This is a genomic window from Spirulina sp. CCNP1310, from assembly GCF_034932185.1.
In the GTDB taxonomy this organism is placed as follows: Bacteria; Cyanobacteriota; Cyanobacteriia; order Cyanobacteriales; family Spirulinaceae; genus Spirulina.
The window spans coordinates 1-26,167 of sequence record NZ_JAYGHW010000004.1 but is presented as its reverse complement, the minus strand read 5'-3'; the positions used below and the strand labels follow the sequence as shown (position 1 = coordinate 26,167).

At 52.1% G+C, this 26,167-nt stretch carries 28 protein-coding genes and 2 pseudogenes; 18 read left to right on the top strand and 12 right to left on the bottom strand.

The features are described 5' to 3' along the window. Window positions 1-21 precede the first annotated feature (21 nt). The 3 genes from ebsA to ispG are packed head-to-tail and all read left to right on the top strand — an operon-like array spanning window position 22 to window position 2,761. Window positions 22-396, top strand: a complete 375-nt coding sequence (gene ebsA, locus VB712_RS01915; RefSeq protein ID WP_323251568.1) for a type IV pilus biogenesis protein EbsA — start codon at window positions 22-24, stop codon at window positions 394-396. A 59-nt stretch (window positions 397-455) separates the two neighbouring features. Next, entirely contained in the window at window positions 456-1,538 is a 1,083-nt protein-coding gene (locus VB712_RS01910; RefSeq protein WP_323251566.1) for a phosphotransacetylase family protein, read from the top strand. 14 nt (window positions 1,539-1,552) lie between these two features. After that, on the top strand, window positions 1,553-2,761 hold the full coding sequence (ispG, locus tag VB712_RS01905) for a (E)-4-hydroxy-3-methylbut-2-enyl-diphosphate synthase (protein ID WP_323251564.1): 1,209 nt from the start codon (window positions 1,553-1,555) through the stop codon (window positions 2,759-2,761). Between the two features lie 196 nt (window positions 2,762-2,957). On the opposite strand, the gene VB712_RS01900 is transcribed toward ispG, so the two are convergent. Next, entirely contained in the window at window positions 2,958-3,548 is a 591-nt protein-coding gene (locus VB712_RS01900; protein ID WP_416236224.1) for a DUF4126 domain-containing protein, read from the bottom strand. 488 nt (window positions 3,549-4,036) lie between these two features. Here VB712_RS01900 and VB712_RS01895 point away from each other — a divergent pair, with 488 nt between their 5' ends. The 4 genes from VB712_RS01895 (at window position 4,037) to VB712_RS01880 (ending at window position 7,987) form a co-directional block, all read left to right on the top strand. Beyond that, complete coding sequence (locus VB712_RS01895; RefSeq protein WP_323251560.1) at window positions 4,037-5,371, top strand: Glu/Leu/Phe/Val dehydrogenase; 1,335 nt, start codon at window positions 4,037-4,039, stop codon at window positions 5,369-5,371. 168 nt (window positions 5,372-5,539) lie between these two features. Beyond that, on the top strand, window positions 5,540-6,361 hold the full coding sequence (locus tag VB712_RS01890) for a transporter substrate-binding domain-containing protein (protein WP_323251558.1): 822 nt from the start codon (window positions 5,540-5,542) through the stop codon (window positions 6,359-6,361). Continuing rightward, window positions 6,362-7,078 (top strand): amino acid ABC transporter permease, encoded by a 717-nt coding sequence (locus tag VB712_RS01885; protein ID WP_323251556.1) that lies wholly within the window; start codon window positions 6,362-6,364, stop codon window positions 7,076-7,078. A gap of 159 nt (window positions 7,079-7,237) precedes the next feature. After that, window positions 7,238-7,987, top strand: a complete 750-nt coding sequence (locus VB712_RS01880; RefSeq protein WP_323251554.1) for an amino acid ABC transporter ATP-binding protein — start codon at window positions 7,238-7,240, stop codon at window positions 7,985-7,987. An 86-nt stretch (window positions 7,988-8,073) separates the two neighbouring features. Here VB712_RS01880 and VB712_RS01875 read toward each other — a convergent pair whose 3' ends face one another. The 3 genes from VB712_RS01875 to hemE form a co-directional block, all read right to left on the bottom strand. Further along, window positions 8,074-8,397: a metalloregulator ArsR/SmtB family transcription factor gene (locus tag VB712_RS01875; RefSeq protein WP_323251552.1), complete on the bottom strand. Its 324-nt coding sequence runs from the start codon at window positions 8,395-8,397 to the stop codon at window positions 8,074-8,076. A 218-nt stretch (window positions 8,398-8,615) separates the two neighbouring features. Beyond that, window positions 8,616-9,635 carry an NAD(P)-dependent oxidoreductase gene (locus VB712_RS01870; RefSeq protein WP_323251549.1) on the bottom strand — a complete coding sequence of 340 codons (1,020 nt, stop codon included), beginning with the start codon at window positions 9,633-9,635 and terminating at the stop codon, window positions 8,616-8,618. 163 nt (window positions 9,636-9,798) lie between these two features. Continuing rightward, on the bottom strand, window positions 9,799-10,860 hold the full coding sequence (hemE, locus tag VB712_RS01865) for a uroporphyrinogen decarboxylase (RefSeq protein WP_323251547.1): 1,062 nt from the start codon (window positions 10,858-10,860) through the stop codon (window positions 9,799-9,801). 102 nt (window positions 10,861-10,962) lie between these two features. Here hemE and VB712_RS01860 point away from each other — a divergent pair, with 102 nt between their 5' ends. Both VB712_RS01860 and VB712_RS01855 read left to right on the top strand, forming a co-directional pair. Next, a complete protein-coding gene (locus VB712_RS01860; protein ID WP_323251545.1) occupies window positions 10,963-11,703 on the top strand; it encodes an HAD family hydrolase in 741 nt (246 codons plus the stop codon). Window positions 11,704-12,137: 434 nt separating this feature from the next. Beyond that, window positions 12,138-12,572 carry a TerB family tellurite resistance protein gene (locus VB712_RS01855; protein ID WP_323251543.1) on the top strand — a complete coding sequence of 145 codons (435 nt, stop codon included), beginning with the start codon at window positions 12,138-12,140 and terminating at the stop codon, window positions 12,570-12,572. Here the strand turns inward: VB712_RS01855 and VB712_RS01850 are convergent. From VB712_RS01850 to dprA, 4 genes are all read right to left on the bottom strand, one after another. Continuing rightward, window positions 12,569-13,438: a tetratricopeptide repeat protein gene (locus tag VB712_RS01850; protein ID WP_323251541.1), complete on the bottom strand. Its 870-nt coding sequence runs from the start codon at window positions 13,436-13,438 to the stop codon at window positions 12,569-12,571. The two genes, VB712_RS01855 and VB712_RS01850, sit on opposite strands and share 4 nt — an antisense overlap. 67 nt (window positions 13,439-13,505) lie before the next feature. Then, a complete protein-coding gene (locus tag VB712_RS01845) occupies window positions 13,506-14,297 on the bottom strand; it encodes a YdcF family protein (RefSeq protein ID WP_323251539.1) in 792 nt (263 codons plus the stop codon). Between the two features lie 3 nt (window positions 14,298-14,300). After that, window positions 14,301-14,990, bottom strand: a complete 690-nt coding sequence (gene queC / locus VB712_RS01840) for a 7-cyano-7-deazaguanine synthase QueC (RefSeq protein WP_323251537.1) — start codon at window positions 14,988-14,990, stop codon at window positions 14,301-14,303. 11 nt (window positions 14,991-15,001) lie between these two features. Beyond that, complete coding sequence (dprA, locus tag VB712_RS01835; RefSeq protein WP_323251535.1) at window positions 15,002-16,165, bottom strand: DNA-processing protein DprA; 1,164 nt, start codon at window positions 16,163-16,165, stop codon at window positions 15,002-15,004. A gap of 210 nt (window positions 16,166-16,375) precedes the next feature. Between dprA and VB712_RS01830 the strand changes: the two genes are divergently transcribed. Together VB712_RS01830 and VB712_RS01825 are read left to right on the top strand one after the other, a co-directional pair. Continuing rightward, window positions 16,376-17,032 carry an Npun_F0813 family protein gene (locus VB712_RS01830; RefSeq protein ID WP_323251533.1) on the top strand — a complete coding sequence of 219 codons (657 nt, stop codon included), beginning with the start codon at window positions 16,376-16,378 and terminating at the stop codon, window positions 17,030-17,032. Window positions 17,033-17,754: 722 nt separating this feature from the next. After that, entirely contained in the window at window positions 17,755-18,075 is a 321-nt protein-coding gene (locus VB712_RS01825; protein ID WP_323251531.1) for a hypothetical protein, read from the top strand. Window positions 18,076-18,216: 141 nt separating this feature from the next. Here VB712_RS01825 and psb30 read toward each other — a convergent pair whose 3' ends face one another. Further along, on the bottom strand, window positions 18,217-18,348 hold the full coding sequence (gene psb30, locus VB712_RS01820; RefSeq protein WP_323251529.1) for a photosystem II reaction center protein Ycf12/Psb30: 132 nt from the start codon (window positions 18,346-18,348) through the stop codon (window positions 18,217-18,219). A gap of 128 nt (window positions 18,349-18,476) precedes the next feature. On the opposite strand from psb30, the gene VB712_RS01815 reads away from it, so the two are divergent. From VB712_RS01815 to VB712_RS01800, 4 genes are all read left to right on the top strand, one after another. After that, window positions 18,477-18,836 (top strand): YkgJ family cysteine cluster protein, encoded by a 360-nt coding sequence (locus VB712_RS01815; protein ID WP_323251527.1) that lies wholly within the window; start codon window positions 18,477-18,479, stop codon window positions 18,834-18,836. Next, complete coding sequence (locus VB712_RS01810) at window positions 18,833-19,948, top strand: AI-2E family transporter (protein ID WP_323251526.1); 1,116 nt, start codon at window positions 18,833-18,835, stop codon at window positions 19,946-19,948. Before VB712_RS01815 ends, VB712_RS01810 begins: the two co-directional genes overlap by 4 nt. 115 nt (window positions 19,949-20,063) lie before the next feature. Then, on the top strand, window positions 20,064-20,777 hold the full coding sequence (locus VB712_RS01805) for a hypothetical protein (protein WP_323251524.1): 714 nt from the start codon (window positions 20,064-20,066) through the stop codon (window positions 20,775-20,777). A gap of 60 nt (window positions 20,778-20,837) precedes the next feature. Then, on the top strand, window positions 20,838-21,086 hold the full coding sequence (locus tag VB712_RS01800) for a hypothetical protein (RefSeq protein ID WP_323251522.1): 249 nt from the start codon (window positions 20,838-20,840) through the stop codon (window positions 21,084-21,086). A 73-nt stretch (window positions 21,087-21,159) separates the two neighbouring features. Here the strand turns inward: VB712_RS01800 and VB712_RS01795 are convergent, their stop codons facing one another. Further along, the gene (locus tag VB712_RS01795; protein ID WP_323251520.1) at window positions 21,160-21,984 is read right to left on the bottom strand and encodes a class I SAM-dependent methyltransferase; all 825 of its coding nucleotides are present in this window, start codon (window positions 21,982-21,984) and stop codon (window positions 21,160-21,162) included. Further along, window positions 21,971-22,972: a UDP-glucose 4-epimerase GalE gene (gene galE / locus VB712_RS01790; RefSeq protein WP_323251518.1), complete on the bottom strand. Its 1,002-nt coding sequence runs from the start codon at window positions 22,970-22,972 to the stop codon at window positions 21,971-21,973. Before galE ends, VB712_RS01795 begins: the two co-directional genes overlap by 14 nt. 274 nt (window positions 22,973-23,246) lie before the next feature. Here galE and VB712_RS20350 point away from each other — a divergent pair. Continuing rightward, window positions 23,247-23,547: pseudogene (locus VB712_RS20350) on the top strand (hypothetical protein); the annotation flags it as partial. A gap of 34 nt (window positions 23,548-23,581) precedes the next feature. Here the strand turns inward: VB712_RS20350 and VB712_RS01785 are convergent. Beyond that, a complete protein-coding gene (locus tag VB712_RS01785) occupies window positions 23,582-24,415 on the bottom strand; it encodes a sulfite exporter TauE/SafE family protein (protein ID WP_323251516.1) in 834 nt (277 codons plus the stop codon). Between the two features lie 53 nt (window positions 24,416-24,468). Between VB712_RS01785 and VB712_RS01780 the strand changes: the two genes are divergently transcribed. Both VB712_RS01780 and VB712_RS01775 read left to right on the top strand, forming a co-directional pair. Beyond that, the gene (locus VB712_RS01780; RefSeq protein WP_323251515.1) at window positions 24,469-25,785 is read left to right on the top strand and encodes a four-carbon acid sugar kinase family protein; all 1,317 of its coding nucleotides are present in this window, start codon (window positions 24,469-24,471) and stop codon (window positions 25,783-25,785) included. A 108-nt stretch (window positions 25,786-25,893) separates the two neighbouring features. Then, window positions 25,894-26,167, top strand: a pseudogene (locus VB712_RS01775) (RNA-guided endonuclease TnpB family protein); the annotation flags it as partial.

Here is a 26,167-nt window from a genome sequence, read left to right as displayed (position 1 = left end):
TTTCTGTTTTAGAAGGCAACCATGTCCATAGAAGAAATCCAACCGGCGGCAAAGCAAGATGCCATGGTTTATGTCCCCTTCTTCCAGGGACAAAAGCGGCGGATGCTCCCGAAGGCGATCGGCATCTACCAAAATGGCTCCTTAGAAGGGGAGCGACTCATTGAGGGGGGGGAAGGTATTCCCTTTGTGGCCACTTGGTTTGTCTCCAAGTTGCCCCTAGAGTCTACCCGTTGCCGGTTGCAGTTTGATGGCAATGCAGAACTGACCTACGAAGTGGATATGCAAAATTCAGAGTTTGTCGATCATTTGATCGGCGTAATTATGAACTACCAACGCACCCACAAGGCGGATTTTTCGCGGGCGTTCTATCGGAAGCTTTTACAAATGGATGGATAAAGCCATCCTGTTTAAACAATCTCAGTACATTAGTTCAATTATTAGCAAGGAGTGAAGGGGTGGCACAAGCCAAGCGTCTTTTGGTCGGTTCAACGGCAGCTTATAGTGGTAAATCCGCAGTGATTTTAGGGATTGCCCATCAACTTCAAGGGCAGGGGTTACAGATTGGCTACGGCAAGCCCTTGGGAACCTATCCCAATGCCAGCACGGCGGAAAACCGGGATGCGGATGTGCAGTTCATTGCTGATCACCTCAGCCTTTCCCCCCAACAGACGAAAGCGCCCCTGTTGACCTTGGATGAAACCAATTTTATTCAATACCTCAAGCAGGGGGCGGGTTTTCATCTGTCGATTCATGGCTATGTGGATGAATTGGCAGGGGATCTGGTGATTTTGGAGGGGCCGGCTACGCTCTCGGAGGGGCGGCTGCTGAATTTGTCCTTGGTGGAGATGGCGGTGGAACTGGATACATCGGTGTTGCTGGTGACGCGCTATCATCCCGTGGCGTTGGTGGATCAACTGCTCAATGCCCAACGGGAGTTAGGAGATCGCCTCCTCGGTGTCGTACTCAACGATATTCCCCCCGCTGATCAAGGCCTCGTCACGGAACAGATTGTTCCCTACCTGGAGAGCCAAGGGATCGCCGTCTTGGGTCAAATTCCCCGCAATAGCCTGCTGCGCAGTGTCAGCGTCCGGGAGATTGCCACCCAACTCCAAGCTAAGGTGCTGTGTCGCAGTAACCGTCTCGATCTGATGGTGGAAACCCTCACCATCGGGGCGATGAACGTCAATTCCGCCCTGGAATATTTCCGCAAGGGGCGGAATATGGCGGTGGTGACGGGGGGCGATCGCAGTGAATTGCAATTAGCCGCCCTAGAAACCTCCACCAACTGCCTGATCCTCACCGGCCATTCTGCCCCCCAAGACTTCATTCTCAGCCGTGCTGATGATCTGGAAATCCCGATTTTGTCCGTAGACCTGGACACGCTGACGACGGTGGAAATTGTCGATCGCGCCTTTGGCCAGGTGCGTCTGCAAGAGCCGATTAAAGTGCTCTGCATTCAAGAACTGATGCAGACCCATTTTGATATCTATCGTTTGATGACCACTCTGGGTCTAGAACCCAGCCCCGTTAATGCCTAAACCCTGTTAAACCGATGCAAACCCTAACACCTCCCACCCCGGCTACCTTCACCGATACGACGATCCACCGCCGCAAAACCCGCCCGGTTCCCGTCGGCTCCGTCACCATCGGCGGCGGCCATCCCGTCGTTGTCCAATCGATGATCAACGAGGACACCCTTGATATTGCTGGCTCGGTGGCGGGGATCCGTCGCCTCCATGAAATCGGCTGTGAAATTGTCCGGGTGACGGTTCCCAGCCTTGCCCATGCCAAGGCTTTGGCGGAAATTAAGGCCCAACTGGCCGCCACCTATCAAACCGTTCCCCTCGTTGCCGATGTCCACCACAATGGCATGAAGATCGCCCTAGAGGTGGCCAAGCACGTCGATAAGGTGCGGATCAATCCCGGTTTATATGTGTTTGAAAAGCCGAAGAGCGATCGCACCGAATACACCCAAGCAGAATTTGAAGAAATTGGCGCAAAAATCCGCGAAACCCTAGAGCCGTTGGTGATTTCTCTGCGGGATCAGGGTAAATCGATGCGCATCGGTGTGAATCATGGTTCCCTCGCCGAGCGGATGCTCTTCACCTATGGCGACACCCCCGAGGGCATGGTGGAATCGGCCTTAGAATTTATCCGCATTTGTGAATCTCTCGATTTTCGCAATTTGGTCATTTCCCTGAAAGCCTCCCGCGTCCCGGTGATGGTGGCGGCCTATCGTCTCATGGCCCAACGGATGGATGAGTTGGGCATGGATTACCCGTTGCATTTAGGCGTGACGGAAGCAGGGGATGGAGAATATGGCCGGATCAAGTCTACGGCGGGGATCGCGACGCTGTTGGCCGCTGGCATTGGCGATACGATCCGGGTTTCCCTGACAGAAGCCCCGGAAAAGGAAATTCCCGTCTGCTACAGCATTTTGCAGGCCTTGGGCTTACGGAAAACGATGGTGGAATATGTGGCCTGTCCCTCCTGTGGGCGGACATTGTTCAACCTAGAGGAAGTGCTACACAAAGTCCGGGAAGCCACCAAACACCTCACCGGCTTAGATATTGCGGTGATGGGCTGTATCGTTAACGGCCCTGGTGAAATGGCGGATGCAGATTATGGTTATGTGGGCAAACAGCCCGGCTATATTTCCCTCTATCGGGGTCGGGAAGAGATCACCAAAGTTCCTGAAGATCAAGGGGTGACGGAGTTGATTAATTTGATCAAATCTGATGGCCGTTGGGTTGATCCTTAACCCAATTCACCCCTTTGACAAGGGGGGGATCTCGCTTCGTTTTAATGCTCAGGATCCCCCCGGCTACGCCGACCCCCTTAATAAGGGGGTTAATTCAGAACCCCCCCTTTTTAAGGGGGGGCAGGGGGGGATCTCGCTTCGTTTTAATGCTCAGGATCCCCCCGGCTACGCCGACCCCCTTAATAAGGGGGTTAATTCAGAACCCCCCCTTTTTAAGGGGGGGCAGGGGGGGATCCTCCCGCCGATCTTTGCCTCGATACCAGCGATACCAGGCCCCGGAACTGCGCACCGAGAGCCACAGCAGCAGCATGGCGATTAATCCCCCCTGTTGGGGGGCTTTGAGGGCAAAAAAGACGAGGAAAATGCAGAGCAAATCCTCTAAGAGAATGACCCAGAGGGGCAAACCCTGAAGGCGAAAAAACCAGCCTACTTGTACCAACTTCAAGACAAAGGCTAATAAGCCCCCGACAATGGCGATGATCCACACTGGCTCAAATTCCAATGAGGTGAGATTCATCGCTGTAACGGCCATGACAGCCCCGACAATGGGGCTAAACCCCAATTGCACCAATTGATTCACCCGTTGCCCTAACTGTCGCTTTGAGGCAAACATTTCAAATAACGACCAACTGGTGAGCACCCCCACCACCACTTGGGGATGAAGCCAATCCAAGATGGGGACGGTACTCCAGAGATCATCTTGGAGTAGCCCAATGAGCAGGAGGGGCAAGGCGATGCGCATCCCTGCGGCGGCGGAGGCGGAAAGGGCTGCCAAGATGCCAATCAAGAGGAGAAAGGGATTCACCGGGTTTACTCAAAGAGATAGAAAGGGAAGAGCGCAAAATTCGAGAGCGTCTTGGGAGGGGGGCGATCGCCTTAGTGGTGGCGATCGCTGCCTGATAACTTTGGGCGAAAAGCTCAAGAGCAGTCTAGGCGGGGAGCGGACGAAAGTCCGCACTACGAACGGGTGCATCTTTTGCAGTATCGCAAATTTCGCTGGGATTTTGGGGGAGCGTTGGTGTCGCTTCTCCTCACCCTTTTCCTCTTCTTTTCGATCACCACCCAAGCAAACAGGGCAAAATCACGCCATGGGAAAAAATTAATTTTTTATGAATTTTTGTTATCTGTATATTTTTATACTGTTTTTAACGAGTCTAATAAAGGTAGAGCAATCCTACACCTAGCCGAAAAGGACACATCCTCTGCATGGTCAAGATGTTGCCCGTTTAAGCACTCCAGCAGATTGCGATCAATTCTCTGTCAATCGAGGCGACCATGACGATCCAAGCTCCTGCGCACAACCCCAGTCAACTCTCCCTCTTGAGTGATGCCAGCAGTCGCTTAGAAAAAGCCCTGCACCATGTTGTGCTTTCCAATGATGCTCTCGGCCGGTTGAGATTTCCAAAGGCGAGCCTGAGTGTTTCGATTCCGGTGCGGATGGATGATGGCTCATTGCGGGTATTTCAGGGTTATCGAGTGCGCTACGATGATACCCGTGGCCCGGGGAAGGGGGGCGTGCGGTATCATCCCCATGTTTGCCTTGATGAGGTGCAATCCCTGGCCTTTTGGATGACGTTTAAATGTGCGTTGTTGAATCTGCCCTTTGGGGGGGCAAAGGGGGGGATCACCCTCAACCCGAAGGAATTGTCCCGCCATGAATTGGAGCGGTTGAGTCGCGGCTATATTGATGCGATCGCCGATTTCATTGGCCCTGATATTGACATTCTCGCCCCCGATGTCTACACCAATGCGATGGTGATGGGCTGGATGATGGATCAGTATTCGATTATTAAGCGCAAAGCGAGTCCGGGGGTGGTGACGGGGAAACCCTTAGCCCTAGGGGGAAGCCAAGGGCGGGATACGGCGACGGCCATGGGGGCCTATAACGTCATGACCCATATTTTGCCGAAGCTGGATCAGCACCCTGGCAATACCACCGTGGCGATCCAAGGGTTTGGCAATGCCGGGGCGGCGTTGGCGACGTTCCTCCACCAAGCGGGCTATCGGGTGGTGGCGGTGAGTGATTCTGAGGGGGGGATCTATGCGTCCCAAGGGTTGGATATTCCCAAAATTCGCGAGTATAAGCGCGATTCTCCTGGGGAGAGGCTTCGCCAACGCCACAGTATTCAATCTATCTATTGCCACGATACAGTTTGTAATATTGGCGAGGAAATTATTAGCAATGGCGACCTGTTAAAGCTGGATGTGGATGTGTTGATCCCCGCTGCCTTGGAGAACCAAATTACGGCGGCCAATGCTGGCGAGATCCAAGCCCGCTATATTTTTGAGGTGGCCAATGGCCCGATTAGTTCAGCGGCAGATGAGATCCTGGATGGCCGGGGCATTTTGGTGTTCCCCGATATTTTGGTCAATGCGGGGGGCGTGACGGTGAGTTATTTTGAATGGGTGCAAAACCGCAATGGTTTCTATTGGACGGAGGCGGAAGTTGGCGATCGCCTCAATACCAAAATGGTGGCAGAAACGGCAGCAACTTGGGCGATCGCCCAGGAAAAATCCATTTCGATGCGCACGGCGGCCTATGTCCACGCCCTCAACCGTCTAGGTGAAGCCCTGGATGCCAAGGGAACCCAGGACGATTATTTGAGCTAATCCACCCTGTCGGGGCGAAAGATTGAGCGAAAGATTGAGGCGAAAGACTTGGGGCGAAAGATTGGGGCGAAAGATTTTTCGCCCCTACTGCAACATTTACTACGATTCTAGTCCGCAAATTCTGGTAAACTCCCGTTTTGCTGATTCTTTGCAGATGCCTAAATCCTGATGAAACGTAGAAATTTTTTAGTTGCCCTCGCCCTTTCTTCGTCGTTGCTGGTGAGTGGGATTGCCGGCTGTGGTAGCGGCAATGGGGAAAGTACAACGGCAGACGGGGCTAAAACCTTAGTGATGGCCACCTCTGCCGATTATCCACCCTATGAGTTTTTTGAAACGCAGCGGGGTGAGGGCAAACCCGTTGGTTTTGACGTTGACATTGCCACCTATATCACCGAAAAACTGGGCTACGAGTTAGAGATCCAAGACATGGACTTTAACGGCATTATTCCCGCACTGCAAGCGGGGCGGGCCGATTTTGCCATGGCGGGGATGACCCCAACACCGGAACGGGAAGAAAATGTCGATTTTTCCAGCATTTATTACGAAGCCAAAAATACAATTGTTGCCAAAGCCGGATCTGGATTTAAGACCTATGAGGATCTAGCAGGGAAAACGGTAGGGGTGCAACTGGGTTCAATTCAGGAGCAGGAAGCGCAGGAAAAAGCCAAGGAAATTGGCAATATTACCCTCGAACCGCGCAACAAAATCAGTGAACTGATCCAGGAAATGAAGGCGGGGCGCATTGAGGCGGCGATTGTTGAGGATACGGTGGCTAAAGGCTACATTGCCAATAACCCCGATTTAGAGTTTACAACCCTAGATGGAGGGACTGAAGAATCTGGATCGGCGATCGCCTTCCCCAAAGATTCAGAATTGCGCGAGGAATTTGATACGGTTCTCAAGGAAATGAAAGAGGATGGCACGCTTGAATCATTGATTAAAAAATGGTTTGAGGACTACTATGCTGAACAAGCAGGAGCAGGTGAATAATTGACTATTCTGGCGCTGCTTTCTACCTCTCCCCTAGCTCCCGGATTACTGGGTGAGATTAACCTCAAGTTTGATGAGGTTATCCCCAGTTTGCCATTCATGTTCTCCGGGATCTGGGTGACACTTCAGTTTACACTGGTCTCTTTTTTCTTCGGCTTCATTTGGGGAACGATTCTCGCCCTGTTTAAAATTTCCAGCTTTAAGCCTCTACAGCAGTTTGGGGTGGCCTACACCTCAATTTTCCGAGGCGTTCCGTTATTGGTGACGCTATCGCTGATTTACTTTGCCACACCACAACTCACCGGCTTTAATATCCAACCATTTCAAGCAGGGGTGTTGACCTTTTCTCTCAATTCTGGGGCCTATGTTTCTGAGATCATCCGGGCGGGAATTTTAGCAGTGGATCGTGGCCAAACTGAAGCAGCCATGTCCTTAGGTGTCACTTATCAGCCGATGATGATTGATATCATTTTGCCCCAGGCAATTAAAAATATTCTGCCGGCCCTCGTCAATGAAACCATTGCCTTATTAAAGGATTCATCTCTGGTATCAACCATCGGAGTGCAGGATTTACTTCGTCGGGCGCAGATTGTTGGGGCTGAAAAGTATCTGTATTTTGAGCCGTTGTTGGTTGCGGGACTTGTTTACTATGTGATGGTGATGGTGCTAACGGTGGTAGCGAATGTTTTAGAACAACGGTTACACCGTAGTAGCTAACGGAGTCGATTGCAGTGCGGGAGAGGACTAAAATCTTCACTACAAACTACAAACGTTTGTCGTAACGACTTTAGTCGTTATCCCCTAGCAGTCCAGGGGAGTTTGGCAAAATACCCGCAATGATGGCATTCATTGTGATTGATTAAGGAGGAAAAGATAATGGTTGATGGAAGTTCGGGAAATGTGGCGATCGCCGTTGATCGTCTCTATAAATCCTTTGGTAGTCTTAAAGTTTTGCGGGAAATTACCACCGAAATTCATCAGGGTGAAGTGGTGGCGATTATCGGCCCTTCCGGCTGTGGCAAATCAACATTTTTACGCTGTTTAAATCTCCTGGAAAAACCCACATCCGGCAAAATTTTCATTGATGGAACAGACATCACTGCACCGGGCGTGGATGTGATGACAATGCGCCAACACGTCGGCATGGTGTTTCAGCATTTTCATCTTTTCCCCCACATGACTGTTTTGCAAAACGTCATGTATGCCCCGGTTAAAGTCAAGCAAATGCCCAAGGCGATCGCCCAAGAAAAGGCAGAGCAATTACTCACCCGCGTCGGCTTGGCAGAAAAAGCTGATGTTTATCCCTCAAGGTTATCGGGGGGACAAAAGCAACGGGTGGCGATCGCCCGCGCCCTGGCCATGGAACCCAATGTCATGCTCTTCGATGAACCCACCTCAGCCCTTGATCCGGAAATGGTGAAGGAAGTGCTTGATGTGATTAAAGCGGTCTCTTTAACGGGGATGACGATGGCGATCGTCACCCATGAAATGGGGTTTGCCCGTGAAGTTGCCGATCGCATTTTCTTCCTCGATGGCGGCAAAGTGGCTGAAGATGCGCCCCCTAGTGAGTTTTTTACGAATCCCAAGAGCGATCGCGCCCAACAATTTTTAGAAAAAGTCCTGTAGGGGCAAAAAATTGGGGGCGAAAGATTGGGGCGAAAGATTTTTGTGCCTCCGGCAGGCTTACGCCAACGCCCCTACAAATTGGTAGGTTAATCGGGGCAAGGGCGGGCGGGTTGGTAGGGTTGGGTTTGGAATTGGGCGAGATAGGCGCTGAGGTGGGCGATCGCCTCTTGATCTAATCGATAATAAATCCAGCGCCCTGCCTGACGGGGATGAATTAACCCCGCTTGTTTGAGGATCTTGAGATGAAAAGACAGTTTAGATTGATGGAGATGGAGGCGATCGCACAGATCACAAACACACATTTCTTCCCCCCGCAACAACTCCACCACCGCCAACCGAATCGGATCCGCCAACGCCTGAAAGCGATCGCGCACAAGCTGTAAATCTCCTACCTCAGAACCCAATAACACGCCTCAATCCCCCGCGCAATATTTATTCAATATAGCGTTTTTCGCGATCGCATTAAGGAGTTCAGTGCGATCGTGCGAGGGCGAAAGATACGAGTGGGGGAGGAAGGTGCGAGTGGGGGAGGGCGAAAGATGATTATGAACGGTGGGGGAGGGCGAAAGATGATTATGAACGGTGGGGGATGGCGAAAAATTTTTCGCCCCTACAATCTTCCCACTTCCTACTTCCCACTTCCCACTTTCCCCCGAATTCCCGTCGCCAACAAAATATCCGCCAACGTGGGACAAAAAACCGGCAGCCCAAATGTCGCCGGATTAACGGGATTTTTATAGGTAAAGTGGCGATACTTCATACAAAACCGATCCCAGGCCGCCACTTGAATGCCAAATACATTGATGAAAAAATTCGCTAACCACAGCGAAAGGGGGATTTGAAAATAGATTTTTTTGCCAAAATAAGCACAAACTTCCTCAAGGGCTTCATTCACCGTTAGGGGCGGATTCCCCAAAACCAACTGTTTTAAATAGATATCATCCAACTGATTAACCACATCATAGGGCAGCGGATTATCCACTAAATAGCGCACAACTGTTGCAATATCCCGGCCATGGAGATAGTGAAAGCTAGCATCGGCTTTAAAGAACCGGGCTAAACCAATCCATTTTGTCACCTCAGCCAATCCTCCAGAAATGTGAGAATAGGGCTTTGTTGAACTGCCACCAAACACTAAGGTTGGAAAAAGAATCGTAATTTTAGGAGCCAATTCTAAACGCCCCAAACGGGAATGGCAATCATATTTAGAGCGAATATAGTCCGTGCCGATTTGCTTCGCTTCTTCGAGGAGCTTATTTTGATGATCAAGAATGCTAGCAGTGGAAAAATAAAGCACCTGCTGACAACGTTTAGGATCGAGCAAATTAATCAGCCGGATTGTTTTGGCAATATTGACATCAAATACTTCTGAGGTTCCCCCCCAAGCATTGGCTGTCAAAATAGCAATATCAATGGTTTTGAGTAACTCTCCTTGATGTTCAATGTCGTGCATATCCCCATGGATGAGATGCACTCCCTCCCGGGCTTCTACATCAAACTGCACTTTGGCGGGATTGCGCACTAAAAAAAACAGTTCATGGGGACTGGTGTCGATCAGGGTTTCGGCAATGTAATGGCCAATACAACCGCTGCCACCCGTAATAAAGATGCGCTTGCGTGGGGGGGGAGAGGATTTGCTTTGCACCATTAGCGAGTGGGGATAAAGATTGCCAGGGCGTGAACGATTGAAGAGAGGCGCATTCTCAAAGTCCCTCTCCCCTCCCTGGGAGGGATTTAGGGTGAGGGCTATGGCACGACTAACAAGCTGTAGGCGTTTAACCTCTCTTTTTTGATCCATTCACAGGCCTAGTTTAGGCTTGAACGGCCAAAAGTTGATCCACTTGCTTGGAGATGGTAAAGAAATGCTCAACGTTTTCCTCAGGAGTGCCGGGGAGTACCCCATGGCCCAAGTTGAGGATATGCCCTTGGCCGCCACCTTTACGCACCGTATCTAAAATGCGTTCGGTGATGAAATCCTTGGAGCCAAACAGCACACCGGGATCCATATTGCCCTGCACCTTCATCGCGGGGCCTAACCGTTGCCGCGCTTCGGCTAGATCCATCGTCCAATCGACGCTGACAATATCCACACCACTTTTACCCATGCGCTCCAATACCCCCGCACTACCGCTGATATAGAGGATCAAGGGGGTATCGGGATGCTTGGCCTTAACGGCCTTCACCACCTGCTGATGGTAGGGGAGGGCAAACACTTCGTAATCTTGGGGGCTGAGTTCTCCCGCCCAAGAATCGAACATTTGCACCACTTGAGCGCCGCATTCGATTTGATAACAAACATAGGTGGCGATCGCATCTGCCAACTTCCCTAAGAAGGAATGGAGCAGATCCGGCGCAGAAAAGGCCATACCCTTAATCACTGCGTAGTTTTTCGAGCTTTTCCCCTCGACGGCATAGGCCGCCAACGTCCAAGGCGCACCCACAAACCCTAAGACTGTGGATTGATTGCCCACCTCTTGGCGCAGGGTTTGTAAAATCGTGCGGATAAAGGGCAGGGAAGCATCGGGGTCGAGGGGGTGGAGGTTGTCCACCTGTTCCTGGGTGCGGATCGGGGGATCGATGATCGGCCCTTTGCTTTCGATAATATCGAAGGGGATACCAATACCCGGTAACGGGGTGAGGATATCGGAGAACATGATCACGCCGTCCGGTTGGAAGGCCCGCCAGGGTTGTAGGGAAATTTCAATGGCGAGATCGGCATTTTCGGAGCGATCGCGAAAACTGGGGTATTTATCCCGCAAATCCCGATAAACCTTCATGTAGCGTCCGGCTTGGCGCATCATCCAGACGGGTGGCCGTGCCAAGATTTCCCCCCGTGCCACTCTTAACAAATGTGGTAACTCCGACCCCGTCATAGAAACTCCGTTATAAAGATTGATTTTGAGTGCATTTGCCAGCTTATCATTACGGTGTGAACGGGGTAGAGCATCGTAACGGATTGTTAAGGAGGATCGAGCGTGGTGACTGTGTGCTGTGGTGGGGTGGAGTTTACGGGAATCGAAGCAATTATTTTTGATAAAGATGGCACGTTGGAGGATTCACCGGCTTATTTGCGGGCCTTGGCCCTGAAGCGATCGCGCCTGATTGATGCCCAAATTCCGGGGGTGGGGGAACCCTTACTGATGGCCTTTGGGGTACAGGGGGGAGATATTGATCGCCAGGGGTTAATGGTGGTGGGGAGTCGCGTGGAAAATGAAATCGCGGCGGCGGCCTATATTGCCGAAACCGGCCGCCCTTGGCCCGAAGCCCGGCAACTTGCCCAACGCGCCTTTGAGGATGCCGATCGCACCGTGACGCGCGATCGCACCACTAGCCCCCCTTTTCCCGGGGTAGCTGAAACCCTGGAACGGTTGCACAGTGCGGGGTTAACCCTAGGGGTGTTGTCGGCGGGAACGACACCGGAGGTAGAGGAATTTGTCACCTATAGCGAGTTGCGCCCTTGGTTGGCGTTGGAATTGGGCCATGAGCCGGATGGGTTGGCGAAGCCGGATCCGGCGTTGTATCGCAAGGCCTGCGATCGCCTTGCTCTCCCCCCGGAACAAACGCTAATGGTGGGAGATTCAGAATTTGATTGGGCCATGGCCCGGGCCGCAGGGGCGGCGGGGGTAGTGGGGATTTGTTGGGGGAATGCGGGGCGGGTTCCGGCGGGAAAAGTGGATGGGGCGATCGGGGCTTTGGCTGAAATTACGGTGGCGTGAGGGATCCCCCCCTGCCCCCCCTTAAAAAAGGGGGGTTTTGGAATTTAACCCCCTTTTTAAGGGGGTCGGCGTAGCCGGGGGGATCCTGAGCATTAAAACGAAGCGGGATCCCCCCCCGCCCCCCCTTAAAAAAGGGGGGGTTCTGGAATTTAACCCCCTTTTTAAGGGGGTCGGCGTAGCCGGGGGGATCCTGAGCATTAATGACGAAGCGAGATCCCCCCCTGCCCCCCCTTAAAAAAGGGGGGGTTCTGGAATTTAACCCCCTTATGAAGGGGGTCGGCGTAGCCGGGGGGATCTCGTAACGATTTATCAAAAAATATCAATAAACGTGATCAGTTTTTCAGAATTGGCGCAATTTTGTCAGGGGAAAAATTTCGGGTGTTAAAATAAATCCGAAAGTTTTGCCTTTTGGTTTTCACCAAAAAAGATCCCTCATGAATTCTCCGAGCGTTAAAGAACACAGCACAAAAGATTTAATGCGGATTTTAATCGGAGCCGCCTGGATTGACGGGGTGATTCAAAAAGAAGAACGGGACTATCTCCATCGCATGGCCAACAATCATGGTCTCGAAGAAGACCCGGATATTAAGGCGATGCTAGCGGAAATTAAGCCGATTACGCCCCAAGAATGCTACACCTGGATTCAGGATTATTTGGGCGATCGCTACAGTCAAGAAGACTATCAAAAGGTACTAGAAGCAATTAGCGGCTTGATCTATAGCGATGGGGAAGTGCAAACCCAAGAGGCGCGGTTTTTACTGCAACTCCAGGAACTTGATCCCGAACATCTCCCCCCATCCTCCCTGCTGGATTCCCTCCTGAAAGCCACCCAGCGGCTCTATCGCAGGGCATTGGCCGACGACCGTTAAGCGCCGCTGGTCAATTCCGCCCGACAGTTGGCCATTAATCGCTGCAATTCTGGATGGTTGAGGATTGCAGCAAAAGCGGGGTCTTGGCTAATTTGCTCTAGGTAATACGGGGGACTGTATTGCAACGCGGGTTCAAGCATCCGCATCACCCCTGGCATATCCCACAACTGGGCATAACAGACCGCTTGGGCATACCAAATCTGGTCATCATCGGGATCCAGCCGCCAGAGTTCTCGAAACACACTCAAGGCGGCGTAGTAGTAGCCCATCAGTTTGAGGGTTTGCCCCTGTTGATACAGCGACCAATAATCCTGGGGGCGAACTTTGAGGGCGGCTTGGTAGGTGGCGATCGCCCCTTCATAATCCCCACTTTGGCGCAGGGCATCCCCCTGGCGGTAAATCGACCAATAATCCCCCGGCCGAATTGCTAGGGCCGCTTGGAAACAGGCGATCGCCTCTTCAAAATCCCCCGCCAGCCGCAACGCTTCCCCTTGACGATAACAACTCCAATAATCCTCAGGATTAATGGCACGGGCTTGGGCAAAATAGTCCGCCGCCTCTTGATAATGTTGGAGATCTTGAAGGGCAATATAGCCCAAACTATACCAAGCCCAATAGTCATCTTGGCGGACTGCTGTCGCCTGTTGATAACAGCTTAATGCCTCGTTATATTCCCCTAATTCCTCAAAAATTGTTCCCCGCCGGTACCAACTCCAATAATCTTGGGGTTTATGTTCAAGGGCTTTTTCATAACAATATAAAGCCTCTTGATAGCGACGTTGATCATGGAGTGCCAGGGCCTGGTTATACCAGCCTTGATAGTTATCGGGTCGCGCTTCAAGGGTGCGATAAATGGGTTGATTCATAACCAAAAAATGGCAGTGAGGGGGGCTTAACACTTGATCCTAGCGCATTTCTTCCCCTCCAGTTGTATCACAGCCAACCCCGTAATCGGTAGACAACGATACCGATATACTCTTTTAGGGCATCCGTTGTTGAGGCTAATCGCCCGGTATCGGGCCAAAGATCTAAAATCAAACCAGCGAGAGTTTGTTGGCCACCCGTGAGGCTACCATCTGTCACCACAAAATCTGTTGGGGCGGGGATCACCTCAAACCCCAATTTGGCAAAAATGGCCACAGCGCGGGGCATATGGAGGGCGGAAGTTACGAGTAAAATGCGTTTAATGCCTTGGGGTTCTAATAAATCTTTGGTGTAGAGGGCATTTTGATAGGTATTCACCGAAGCGGATTCTTCTAAAATAGCTGCTTTGGGAACGCCCAGTATTGTTAATAATTCCACCATATCGGCAGATTCCGGGGGTTCTTCTCCCTGCCAATGAATCCGGCCTCCGGTGGCAACGATTAAGGGGGCGCGGTTTTGGTGGTAGAGTTTTGCACCGTAAAGGACGCGATCGCCCGCTTCCGCCACCTCCACCATCCGCCGAGGATGCTCCTGAAATTTCAACCCTCCCCCCAAAATGACGATCGCCTCCCCTGGGGGGAGTGGCCCTTCTGGTAGGTGTTGCCATTCCAAGGATTTCAGCAAAGCTGTATTCACCGTCGGCATTGAGGCTATCACCAACACCAGCAGGGCTAAAGCCGTGGGAATGGCGGCTAAACGTGGCTGCCACCAAGCCAGCACTAAGGAGATCACCAACAAGACACAGGCCAAACCGAGGGGGTAGACAAAAACCGGCAGGAGCTTGGAAAGAAACACAAACATGGCTTAAAAGCAGGGAGTGACATTCGGAGTGGCCCATTGGGGATAACCGGCAGTAATCAAGGCCTGATCCCGAATCCGGCAGGAATCGCAGCGGCCACAGGGGGCATCGCCTCCAGCATAGCAAGACCAAGTGAGGGGAATGGGAACCCCTAACTGCAATGCTCGCCGGACAATATCCACTTTACTATCCGCCACTAAGGGAGCCACCAGTTGAATCGGTTGCCCCTCTACCCCCACCCGTGAGGAGAGGGCTGCCAATTGTTGATAGGCGGCTAAATAATCGGGGCGACAGTCGGGATAGCCGGAATAATCGACGGCGTTAATCCCTAAGTAGACAGCGGTTGCGCCTTGGGCTTCCGCGAGGGAGAGGGCGAGGGCGATGAATACTGTATTGCGACCGGGGACATAGGTGGCGGGGATCGGGGCAGTGTCGCTGCCATCCTGGGCGAGGGGGGTGGTGGTATCGGTGAGGGAGGAGCCGCCCCATTGCCCCAGATTGACATCGATGATGAAATGTTGGGCGATCTTGAGGTGTTGGGCGATCGCCTTTGCCGCCGCCAGTTCCCGGTGATGGCGTTGGCCATAGCGACAGGAAAGGGCGATCGCACCATAGCCATCGGCTTGGGCTTGGGCGGCGGCGGTGGCGGAATCTAAACCACCGGATAGCAAGACAACGGCTTGGGGGGTATTCATGGGGAAAGGCGTTAACTCCGACGGTATTGCATCCCTGGCAACTGGATCACCAAGTCTAATAATTCTAACTGGGATAAGGCCGGGGAGAGTTCGCTGATCGGTAAGCCCGTCGTCGCCATGATCACATCCAGGGGTGTCGGTTCTAGGGGCGTTGCTTCCCAAACCTGTTTCAGCAGGGGGTCTAAATCTGGGGGTGGAGTTACGGCGGTGGGGATCAGGGGTGGGGCGATCGCGGCGCTAGGATTGAGCAACTCTAGGGAAAGTTGGCCCCCCGGCAGATCCAAATGGGGAATTTCCCCCAAAGCTTCCAATAAGGGTTTAACACCTAAGATCAATTGCGCCCCATTGTTAACCAACTCCAAACAGCCCAAGGATTGGGGTTGATCCAACGAACCCGGCAAACTATAAACATCACGGTTAAATTCTGCCCCATAGCGGGCGGTAATCAATGCCCCTGATCGCTGGGCTGCCTCCATCACCAACACCGCCCGACTCAACCCGGCAATAATCCGGTTGCGGGGGGGGAAGTTGCGGGCTTCGGGGGGTGTACCGGGGGGATAGTCGCTGAGGATTAACCCTTGGGTTTGGATTTGTTCATAAAGGCGGCGGTTACTTTTGGGATAAACCACATCAACGCCGGTTCCGAGTACAGCAAGGGTACGCCCCCCCGCCCGAAGACAAGCCTCATGGGCGATGGTATCCACCCCAGCGGCCATGCCGGAGACAATCGTAAATTGGTGTTGGCTGAGGTGGGTACTGAGTTGGGCTGTCCAGCGGCGGCCATAGTCGGTGAGGTTGCGGGTTCCCACGATGGCGATCGCCGCCTTCTCCCCCCGATTTTCCGCCCCATCCACCACGCCCCGATAGTAGAGTACCGGCGGCGGACTGGGGATTTCCAACAGTAAGCGGGGGTAATCAGGATCCGCAGCGATCCAAAATTGAATGCCGGAGCGATCGCAATCTTCTAATAACTGATCGGGGTCAAGGTGCGATCGCGCCTCGCTAATCGTCTCCAATAACTTGGGGCCAATCCCCGGCACGGTGCGCAAAGCCGTCGAAGTTGCCCACCAAGCCTCCTCTAGAGTGCCAAACTCCACCACCAACTGCTGTACCAACCGGGGCCCCACCCCATTAATCCGAGACCATGCCAACCAATAGGGGCGATCGTCATTCATCTTCCACCCTGCGCCTTCGCCCCCTAGCTTGCCATGAAAGGCTAAGATTGGCTAGATCCACCGTAGCCCCAGGAGATCCCCCCTTTGGGCGGGAACCATCCAAGCGGGCCCGTTGGTTATTCCGCAATCTCAAGTACACTAGGAAAGCAATCAGGAAACTGATGAGCCAGCCCGTTGCCCTGACCCTCCGCAGGAGTCATCGACCACACTATGTTTATTCTCAAACGGCAGGATGTTGAAATTTCCAGCGTTCAGAACCCCAAGCGAGAACAACAAATCCCCGTCTTGAAGTATCAAGATCAAACCTTTCGTCTCATTAGTGTTTTTGATGTCAATCAAGCTGAGGAGGCGAAAACCTTCTGGAAAGACCTGACGGATAATCAGGGAAAGTTCTGCGTGTTACTCCAAGAAGACAACCGCCATAGCGTTTGGGGGCGGTTTCGCCTTGAGCAATTGGGGGATGGCGGCGATGAAGCCAGCCCCGTCGCTTTCGTGCAGGCTTGCTTACTGATTTTACAAGCCGTTTATTTTGATGTGGAAGAACTCCTCGGCGGTCGTCAAGCCAAGCTCTTTCAGCAGGAAATTGCCAACGCCCTTCAAACCCGCCAAATTCCCGAAGTCACTTCTCCCAAAGCAATGGAGCAATTGCTGAAGGTGGATCCCCTGGGCAATTTTAAAGCTCCCAGTTGGGCAGAGCAGCATTTAATTGCGATTTTGCAAGAAATTTATCGTATTGGTAAGGATTTTTTTGGTAATACTAATTTTGCTGAAGAACTCAAGGATATTTTAGCCGATATGCCTGATGGCGATCGCCAAGGTTTTTTAGCCTGGCTAAAACAATCCACCTTAGGTAAACAATGGGGTTAATCCCAATCTATCCAGATTAATTTTGGATTAAATGAACGGGTCTTCAAAATTCAAGATGATAAGCTATCGCACTAGCCAGAATCATTAGGACACAGTTTGTCGTCGGACTTCAGTCCGCTCTGGCTTGGTTTCAAAGATTACATTAATCCCCTTGGCTATTGCTATAAATTTATCAAAATTGAACCCTTGATGTAGGGGCGAAATTTTTTTTTGCTCCTATGCAGATTTGGTCTCGAATTGAACTAATTTCACCCTATTTTTTGAAGAATCAATCAATGGTGCGTCAGCCGTGACGCTGCTCTTTTGCCTTATAGATGAACCGCTCTGACGCACCTTACAATTCAATCCTAGGGTGCGTCAGACAAGAGCGATGATGATGTTGGTAGTTGAATTGTATCTGACGCACCGTTCATGAGCATCATTGGTCTTAACCTGCGGAATGTGAGATCACAAGTTTAGAGACGGGGGAAATGTTCTCGTTCCGCTATGGTTCAGGGTGAAAAATATTTCTTTTCTCGCCCCTTTTGGCAAGAAAGTGAGTATAAATACTCACCTTTTTCAGGGTAAAACGTAAAGTTTTTTATGGGAGGTGCGAGGAATGCTGGGGTTCACTGCTAGGATGAACTCGATAAAATTGACCTTGTTTTTGCGTGTCCTGTTTGCTCGCACCCCCAACCTACGCCAATGGCATTTCCTGGGGTGAGGTTTTTCGGAGGTTCTCAATGAAGCATTACAGCGATCAATGGATTAATGACTGGTGTCTCGATAATGGCTGGACGGATCTGTTCCAAGAGCGGCCAGGAAACTATTGGGCATTTCCCCCCGGGGCCGTAATGCCAGAGCCGATCCCTACTTCGGTGCTGCGCTCGATTAAAGCGGCAAAGGGTTGGTGTCAAGAGGAGCGGGTGGTGGTGTGGACAGGGGCGATCGCCGCCTCCATCTCCCTGCTGTTGAGCTATTTTACCCATTCTCCCATGCCGCTGGTGTTTGCCTTTGCCTGTGGTGCAGTCTTAAGTGCGCTGCTTGAGGTGGAAGAAATTTAAGGGATGTGTGGAATCCGGTTGTGGCATTGATGGGTGTAGGGGCGAAGGATTTTTTGCCGGTCGCCAGATGCGAAAAATCCCTCCTAGGTTTAACTAGGAGGGATTTCCTAACGGCTCAGGAATCCAGTGAAGGCGATCGCCCTAGAGATCCCCACCCCGCTGTGCTAATAAAAACACAACCACCGGCCCAGCGATGAAAATTAACGCCAGGAACACCAGTTGAAAAATCAATTCAAAATTGATTGCACCGAAGAAGTTCATTAAAAAGTCCATAGTCTTTCCCCGTTTCAACCCGATATAAAAACTAAACAAAAATTCATGGTTAATATTACCGGATAGGGGGAACCGCTGAACATCCCCTTTCAGGAACGATACAAAACTATACAAAACCCCCAAATCCCATGGCGCTCTGGCAATGTATTGAAAACTGTGGTGCTTGCTGCCACCTGGATCCGAGCGATCGCCCCGATCTGGCCACCTACCTCACCCCTGAGGAATTGACCCTCTACCTCAGTCTGGTGGGCGAGGGAGGCTGGTGTAAACACTATGATCGCGATCATCGCAACTGCACCATCTACGCTGATCGTCCCCGCTTCTGCCGTGTCCGCCCGGACACCTTTGCTCAAATGTTTGAGGTTCCCATGGAAGAATTCAACGATTTTGCCATTGACTGCTGTGAACAGCAGATCACCGGAGTCTATGGCGCGAACAGCCCCGAACTGGAGCAGTATATTGCCGCTACGCCGGAGGAAGAGTCATGAATTTCGGTAAGTGGTTGGGGTTTAGCTGTTTGGTGATTGCCCTGTATATCCTCTGGCAAATTCATCAACTGTTGCTGTTGATCTTTTCCGCTGTCGTTCTCGCCACTGCCCTCAATCGCCTTGTGCGTAAGCTGATGGTTTGGGGGGTGCGCAACCGGGGGCGGGCGGTGGCTCTGACCATCGGCTTAGTGGTGGTGATGATTACCCTTTTCTTTTGGTTAATCGTCCCTCCCTTTGTGGATCAGTTTCAAAAATTAATTGACCTGTTGCCGACGGCTTTTACGCAGGTGCGATCGCAAATTGTCGCCCTCGAACGATTTTCAGAACTGGCCCCTGATCCCCCCACTTGGAAAGAAGTCGTCAACCAACTCCAACCCTTAGGAGTAGCACTCCTCAGCTTCTTTTCCAGTTCTGTGGCCACGGTGTTGCAATTGTTCCTCGTCGTGGTTTTAACACTGATGATGTTGGCCAATCCCCAAGAATACCGCCAAGCCTTCATCAAACTCTTCCCTTCCTTCTACCGCAGCCGCATCGATGGCATCCTCAAACAGTGTGAAGTCGCCCTCAGCAGTTGGTTAGAAGGGATGGTAATTAACTGCCTGTTTATCGGCACGATGAGCGCCATCGGCCTTGTCTTTTTTGGCGTGGATTTAGTTCTCGTTCATGCCCTCCTGGCCGGCGTGCTGAACATGATTCCCAATATTGGCCCCTTCACCAGTGCGATTTTTCCGATCATGGTGGCGTTGCTCGATGCCCCTTGGAAAGTGGTGGCAGTGTTGGTTTGGTATTTGGTAATCCAAAACCTGGAAAGTTATTGGCTTTCCCCCACGGTGATGGCGAAACAGGTTTCACTATTACCGGCGGTGACGCTGACGGCACAGATTTTCTTTGCCCAGGCCTTTGGCCTTTTGGGCCTAATCCTCGCCCTGCCCCTTACGGTGGTAGCAAAGGTTTGGGTTGAAGAGGTCTTATTCGCCGATGTTTTAGACCGCTGGCATCAATCCGCCACCTTAGGCATTGGGGCGATTAGTGGGCGATCGCCCATCGAAGCGAAAGCTCTCCCCCCCATCACCCCCCAAGATCCCGCCGCTCTGCCGGAATCGATGGGCTAGAGCTTTGTTTGATGATTGGGAGGAGTAAGATTCTAGGCAAGGGGTTAATGGGGTAGCTGTAGCGGGACAACCTTTCAGTTAGAATGGACAACCTACAAATTTTTGACGCTCAACCGTGGTATTAAAACGTCTCTCCCCACAGGAAGCCCGGACAAGGCTCGAAGAATTAACTCAGCGAGCTACAACGACTGAACCCAATCTAGCTCAGAAGCTGGCAGCACTGAGTAAGTGGATCGAACCCAAAAAAGATGGCCTGTTAGTGAGCAAACCGTATGTTCTAGACCTGCTCACAGAAGTCATTGGAGATTCTGAAATTTGGTTTGGGCTGAGATCTTTGAGCGATAGCGAGAGACAGCAATTTTACGCGAGTGAAAATTTCTCAGTCACAGAGCAGTACTGGCTTGAGGTTCTATTTCCACGCTGGATCAGTGATCCAGATCCAAAGTTTCCCAATTGGCGGCGGGAGGTTATGAACGGCAACTTTCGGCGCGAGGATGCACGTCTCTTGAAAAGTCTTGGGCGAGAACTCACTAGAAAAGGGGGAAGCTACCTATGGCGACACCTGCTCGATCTGTCTATGGCAACAGACTTGTTAGCGTCTGGACAGAGAGAATCATCGTTGTGTGTTCAGTTAACAACCATTTCAGAACCCCATCTTGATCAGAAGCGACAAGCATGGGAAATGACTTTACAGTTTTGGTGCATTGAGAGAGGATTACTGATCAGCTATAATCCCATGGAAAATGACCTAGTGGATCGACTTGCCGCCACTATCTTCGATCATAGCAATTCGCTAGCAATGGTTGAGTACTTTATGATACTAGTATAATGCTACATATACTGGTATAATACACTCATACATATTGAAATGGGTTCTCCAATTTCAGTTATGGCTAGTGAAACTAACATTTTCAGTTTTAGTGAAATCTCCGATCCTGTCGAGAGAGCCAGGGCTGCTTTGCGTGCGATGCGACAATATCAGCAGGATTGGGAAGAGTACGGAGTTGATCGGGTTCATCAATATTTTGATGATGTGGAGGGAGATTGGCTAGAAAATTTTGAAAGCATCTCTCTCCCTACTCATGAAACAGTCCAATCTGTTGCAGGTGTTCGGTTAAGCGGAAAATCAATGGGTTAGGCTATCGATATGTAGGGGCGAAAAATTTGGGGCGAAAAATTTTTGTGCCTCCGGCAGGCTTACGCCAACGCCCCTACATTGTTTTCTCCACTTGAATGGCAATGTTATAGGCCAATGGGCCGTAGGGAATCCAATAGTCCCATTCGGCTAATTGTTGGAGGGGGGGAAAGAGGAGGCGATCGCCCATCCTCTTCATCACCCCACGGGGGAAAAATACCGTAAACAAAAAGCTGAAAACATCCACCCCCACCCCAAGGAAGAGGCCCGATCGCGCCGTCTTCATGACCTGATACCCTTGGGAACCAACAGCCTGATCGATGAGGGCCAGCAATTCCTGGCGGGAATAGTGGCGGTGCATTGTGTCATGGGTGTAAATGGGCTTTTTCCAGGGGATCGGCCCCGGCCATTGGCGTTTGCGGAACCAGTAGAGGAGGCGGTAGATCAATCCCAAATAACGGCGGGCGAAATAGTCCAGGTAGGGGATGCTATTGGCGGGGTCGAGCCAGGCGAAGAGGCCCCGGTGGGGGGTCGTGATGATTAAAATGCCGCCGGGTTTGAGCATTCGGAACAGTTCCCGAAAACATTGCACCTCGTCGCGGACATGTTCGATGGTGTCGCAACAGGCGATCGCCTCAAAATAAGCATCCGGCAGGGGTGTGGCTTCTAAATCCGATAACACAAAGGTTAATCCGGGATATTGTCGTTGGGCGGCGGTGATAAATTCCGGTGTGGGGTCAAGGCCCACAACTTCGCGGCTTTTGGTGGTGAAATGCACCGCGCCATAGCCCCAAGCACAGCCCGCATCGAGATAGCGGTTAATGCCTGCCGGAGTCCAAAGGAAGGCGCGACGGTAGCGGCCCGTCAGGGGCAGATCGGGATAGGTTTCAGTGTTGTCCATAGCGTTTTTGATGCCATTGCCAAGCATGGGCGACGATCTGCCCTAAGTCCCCATAGCGGGGTTGCCAGCCTAAGATGTTTTGGGCTTTCTCGCAACTGCCCACCAGCACGGGGGGATCCCCAGGGCGGCGATCGCATTCCACCGCCACCACATCCCGCCCCGTTGTTTGGCGCACCTGCTCAATCACCTCCCGCACCGAGAAGCCGTTACCATTGCCCAAGTTCAGCACCTCGGTTTTTCCCCCTTGTAAAAGGTAATCAATACCTAAAAGATGGGCGGCGGCTAAATCGGTGACGTGGATATAGTCCCGAATGCAAGTGCCGTCGGGGGTGGGGTAGTCTGTGCCGAAAATGGCGATGTTGTCCCGCCGGCCCATGGCTGCATCGAGGATCAGGGGGATTAAATGGGTTTCGGGGTTGTGGTCTTCCCCGAGGCGGCTATTGGGATCGGCTCCGGCGGCGTTGAAGTAGCGAAACCGGACGGAGCGCAGGCCATAGGCGCGATCGTAATCATCGAGGATTTTTTCCACCATCAATTTAGTTTGGCCGTAGGGGTTGATGGGGTCTTGGGGATGGGTTTCGGGGATGGGCAGGGTTTGGGGAATGCCGTAGGTGGCGCAGGTGGAGGAAAAAACGAAACAGTTCACACCTGCGGCCCGCATCGCATCGAGGAGCGTCAGGGTTCCCACCACATTGTTTTGATAGTATTTGGCGGGTTCGGTGACGGATTCCCCCACATAGGCATAGGCGGCGAAGTGCATGACGGCGGCAATGGGATGGTCAGCAAAGAGTTGATCCAAAAGGGGGCGATCGCTCGTATCTCCCACAATCAACTTCACCCCCAAGGCCTCCACCAATTCCCGATGGCCATAGACCAAGTTATCTAAAACCACAACCCCATAGCCCGCCTCTTGTAGAGCCAGCACTGCATGGGAGCCAATATAACCCGCTCCGCCTGTCACGAGGATCATCGGTTTTGTTTCTGCCATAACCGCTTCCCAAAAAACTCTCTCCACTTTAACCGGATTTGCTGGGGATCCCTGCTCTTGTTAAAAAAATGGCGAGTTGGGGGGGATGGATTCCCCTTGTTGTCCTCCGCCTCTAGGGGATACACCTTCGGAATCGAGAAAGTAGGGTTTACGAAAATAGTGCGGGAGTCTTAGAGCAACGTCAATTTATTGCGGGGATGAAAGACGACACGAGGGACTTTAGTCGCCCTCCTTGGGCCAGTCGTGTTATGGTGATTATATTGAATTTCAAACGTCCAGGAACTATCACAAGGCTAAAAACCGACAGGCCTGGAAGCATTTAAGGGTAAGCAGGCAGCGTAATGAGTGGGCGGATTGCCTACTGCGTCATCCAATCTAACGATTTGGTCGCCTAGGAAGACTTGAATGTGAAAGGGTTAGTCTGCAATCGGCATCGTGCTGAGTCGATAGTGAAGCGGGTTTGTATCCTGCGCCTGGGACTAACTACCGTGGGGCAAACGGGAAGTTATACGCTTGGGGAGATTAGACCTCTGGCTGAGTTGGAGCAATCCTGCTCGGTTAAGTCCGGTCGATGAACCAAGAATCCCCGTCGCTTTAGCGCGGGGAGTGTCAAAACCCAGCCCAGACGATCAAGAATTGGCGTTGTTGCCAGAGCATCCAGAGACCGCTGGTTCCGATAAATAGAATCACCAATTGACGAAACTGCTGTTCACTCATTTTTGCCAAAACCCATTGACCCAAGCCATTCCCTGGTAAAGCGGCAACACCAATGAGCAGCCCATAGGCTAAATTCTCCTGGGTTAAAACGCCAAAGGCTCCATAGGCGATCAGTTTGACGAGATGCACACCTAGAACATTAAAGGATTTGGTGGCTAACATCGCTTCTTTGGTGAGGCCGTAGTTGAGGTAAAGGGGATGGAGGACGGGGCCGGTGGAGCCGATCAGGCCGGAAAAAAAGGCATAAAGGAAGCCCACAGGTAGAAAATACCAGGCTTTGATCTGCCAACGGGGTTGGGTTTTTGGGGGGGAGTTTGCACCAACGTAGTCGTCTTCAAGACTGCAAGCCTCTGGGGTGATGTGGCGATCGCCCTCCTGAGGGGTTCGCTGCCCTAAGAGGCTGAATCCGGAGGTGAGCAAAAATAAGGCTAAGAGTAAACTTAACCCTTCAATTTGGGTACGGCTAAGGACAAAGGCCCCCAACACCGCCCCCACCGTTGCCCCTGGCAAACACCAAGCCACCACCCGCCAATCAATGGCTCCCCAGTAGAGCCAAACCCGTTGCCCATTACCAAATAACATCCCCGTGGTTAGCACTGGCGGAACTGCGGCAGCCCCTAAAAATCCATTGATCACGGGAATGAGAATGAGGGGACTGCCACCCCCGATTAGGCTACTGAGGAACCAAGCCCCCATACTGGCAAAGATTAAGCTGAGAATAAGCACAATGGTTGACAACGGGAGCGGTAGGATAAGGGCAAGCGTATTCTCCTCATTTTATGTCTCAAACCCCGAAAATCATTGTTTTGGATGATGATCCCACCGGCTCTCAAACCGTCCACAGTTGCCTGTTGTTGCTGCAATGGGATGTGGAGACGCTACGGCTAGGTTTAGCGGATTCGGCTCCGATTTTTTTCATTCTCACCAATACCCGTGCTTTGCCCCCTGGGGAAGCAGCGGCGATTACCCGCGAAGTTTGCCAGAATTTGCAAAAGGCGATCGCCGCCGAAAAGATCACCGAGTTCCTCGTCGTTAGCCGTTCCGATTCCACATTGCGGGGCCATTACCCCATTGAAACCGATGCGATCGCCGCCGAACTCGGCCCCTTCGATGCCCATTTCCTCACCCCCGCCTTTTTTGAGGGGGGCCGCATCACCCGCGACAGCACCCATTACCTAATCGTCAACGGCGTAGAAATCCCCGTCCACGCCACAGAATTCGCCCAAGATTCCGTCTTTGGCTATAGCACCGGCTTTTTACCGGATTATGTGGCGGAAAAAACCCAAGGGCAAATCCCCGCCACAGCGGTTGAACGGTTTACCCTCAAAGACATTCGCGCCGGGAGCCAGAGCCGCCTCATGGCCCTAACGGGTAATGTCTGCTGTGCCGTCGATGGGGAAAATCAGGGGGATTTTGATGCCTTTGCGGAGGATTTACTCCAGGCGGCCGCAGCCGGTAAACGCTTCCTCTTCCGCAGTGCCGCCAGCCTCCTCACCTCCTTGGCAAAATTGGGGCCTCAACCCCTCGCCCCCGAAGCCATGGCCCAATACGGCCGCACCGAGGAGCCGGGGGCGATTATCGTCGGCTCCCATGTGCGCAAAACCACCGCGCAACTCAAGGAGTTGCTCAAAAGGGACGGCCTCGCCCCCCTTGAAATTGCTGTGGCCCAAATGCGCGAGGATTTAACCGCCGCCCAAGGCCTTAAAGCTTGGGCTTTAGAGGAAATTGCCACCGCCTTTGCAGCGGGCAAAACCCCCGTGATCTACACCAGCCGCGAAGAATTGCAGTTTGACGATATTCAGCAACGCCTCGATTTTGGCAAAGCGGTTTCCCAACTATTGATGGAAATTGTCCAGGGGTTGCCGCCCCAGTTACGATTTCTGATCAGTAAGGGGGGGATTACCTCCAATGATGTGCTCAGTGTGGGCCTAAAGCTGCGATCGGCGCGGCTCCTGGGGCAGATTTTACCCGGTTGCTCCCTCGTCACCACCGCCCCCGACCATCCCCAATTCCCTAACCTCCCTGTGGTGCTGTTTCCTGGTAATGTCGGGGATGACGAGGGATTGGCGACAGTGTATCAGCGTTTACGAAAATAGTGCGGGAGTCTTAGAGCAACGTCGCTTTAGCGCGGGGATGAAAGACGACACGGCGACTTTAGTCGCCGTTCTTGCAGGGCGGCTTATATTGTGTGCTAGGATATAGCCATGATTGTACTAGAGTTCAAAGCCTACGGAAAGCCCCAGCAATTCAGCGCCATAGACGAGGCGGTGAGAACAGTCCAGTTTATCCGAAACAAAGCCATCCGTTATTGGATGGACAACCGGGGAACTGGACAGAACGACCTACAAAAGCTATGCGCTCAACTGGCTCAGGAATTCCCTTTTGCCGCTGAACTCAACAGCATGGCTCGCCAAGCATCCGCAGAAAGAGCCTGGAGTGCAATCTCGCGATTCTACGAAAACTGCAAGAAGGGTATCC

What these genes read in the sequence shown, in the direction of transcription:
- dprA (WP_323251535.1), bottom strand. Translation starts at nt 16,165, where the DNA reads ATGAATGACGATCGCCCCTATTGGTTGGCATGGTCTCGGATTAATGGG.
- VB712_RS01825 (WP_323251531.1), top strand. Translation starts at nt 17,755, where the DNA reads ATGAAGCATTACAGCGATCAATGGATTAATGACTGGTGTCTCGATAAT.
- VB712_RS01870 (WP_323251549.1), bottom strand. Translation starts at nt 9,635, where the DNA reads ATGGTGCAAAGCAAATCCTCTCCCCCCCCACGCAAGCGCATCTTTATT.
- VB712_RS01810 (WP_323251526.1), top strand. Translation starts at nt 18,833, where the DNA reads ATGAATTTCGGTAAGTGGTTGGGGTTTAGCTGTTTGGTGATTGCCCTG.
- VB712_RS01890 (WP_323251558.1), top strand. Translation starts at nt 5,540, where the DNA reads ATGAAACGTAGAAATTTTTTAGTTGCCCTCGCCCTTTCTTCGTCGTTG.
- ebsA (WP_323251568.1), top strand. Translation starts at nt 22, where the DNA reads ATGTCCATAGAAGAAATCCAACCGGCGGCAAAGCAAGATGCCATGGTT.
- VB712_RS01880 (WP_323251554.1), top strand. Translation starts at nt 7,238, where the DNA reads ATGGTTGATGGAAGTTCGGGAAATGTGGCGATCGCCGTTGATCGTCTC.
- VB712_RS01845 (WP_323251539.1), bottom strand. Translation starts at nt 14,297, where the DNA reads ATGTTTGTGTTTCTTTCCAAGCTCCTGCCGGTTTTTGTCTACCCCCTC.
- queC (WP_323251537.1), bottom strand. Translation starts at nt 14,990, where the DNA reads ATGAATACCCCCCAAGCCGTTGTCTTGCTATCCGGTGGTTTAGATTCC.
- psb30 (WP_323251529.1), bottom strand. Translation starts at nt 18,348, where the DNA reads ATGGACTTTTTAATGAACTTCTTCGGTGCAATCAATTTTGAATTGATT.
- VB712_RS01800 (WP_323251522.1), top strand. Translation starts at nt 20,838, where the DNA reads ATGGCTAGTGAAACTAACATTTTCAGTTTTAGTGAAATCTCCGATCCT.
- VB712_RS01830 (WP_323251533.1), top strand. Translation starts at nt 16,376, where the DNA reads ATGTTTATTCTCAAACGGCAGGATGTTGAAATTTCCAGCGTTCAGAAC.
- hemE (WP_323251547.1), bottom strand. Translation starts at nt 10,860, where the DNA reads ATGACGGGGTCGGAGTTACCACATTTGTTAAGAGTGGCACGGGGGGAA.
- VB712_RS01795 (WP_323251520.1), bottom strand. Translation starts at nt 21,984, where the DNA reads ATGGACAACACTGAAACCTATCCCGATCTGCCCCTGACGGGCCGCTAC.
- VB712_RS01850 (WP_323251541.1), bottom strand. Translation starts at nt 13,438, where the DNA reads ATGAATCAACCCATTTATCGCACCCTTGAAGCGCGACCCGATAACTAT.
- VB712_RS01815 (WP_323251527.1), top strand. Translation starts at nt 18,477, where the DNA reads ATGGCGCTCTGGCAATGTATTGAAAACTGTGGTGCTTGCTGCCACCTG.
- galE (WP_323251518.1), bottom strand. Translation starts at nt 22,972, where the DNA reads ATGGCAGAAACAAAACCGATGATCCTCGTGACAGGCGGAGCGGGTTAT.
- ispG (WP_323251564.1), top strand. Translation starts at nt 1,553, where the DNA reads ATGCAAACCCTAACACCTCCCACCCCGGCTACCTTCACCGATACGACG.
- VB712_RS01855 (WP_323251543.1), top strand. Translation starts at nt 12,138, where the DNA reads ATGAATTCTCCGAGCGTTAAAGAACACAGCACAAAAGATTTAATGCGG.
- VB712_RS01780 (WP_323251515.1), top strand. Translation starts at nt 24,469, where the DNA reads ATGTCTCAAACCCCGAAAATCATTGTTTTGGATGATGATCCCACCGGC.
- VB712_RS01895 (WP_323251560.1), top strand. Translation starts at nt 4,037, where the DNA reads ATGACGATCCAAGCTCCTGCGCACAACCCCAGTCAACTCTCCCTCTTG.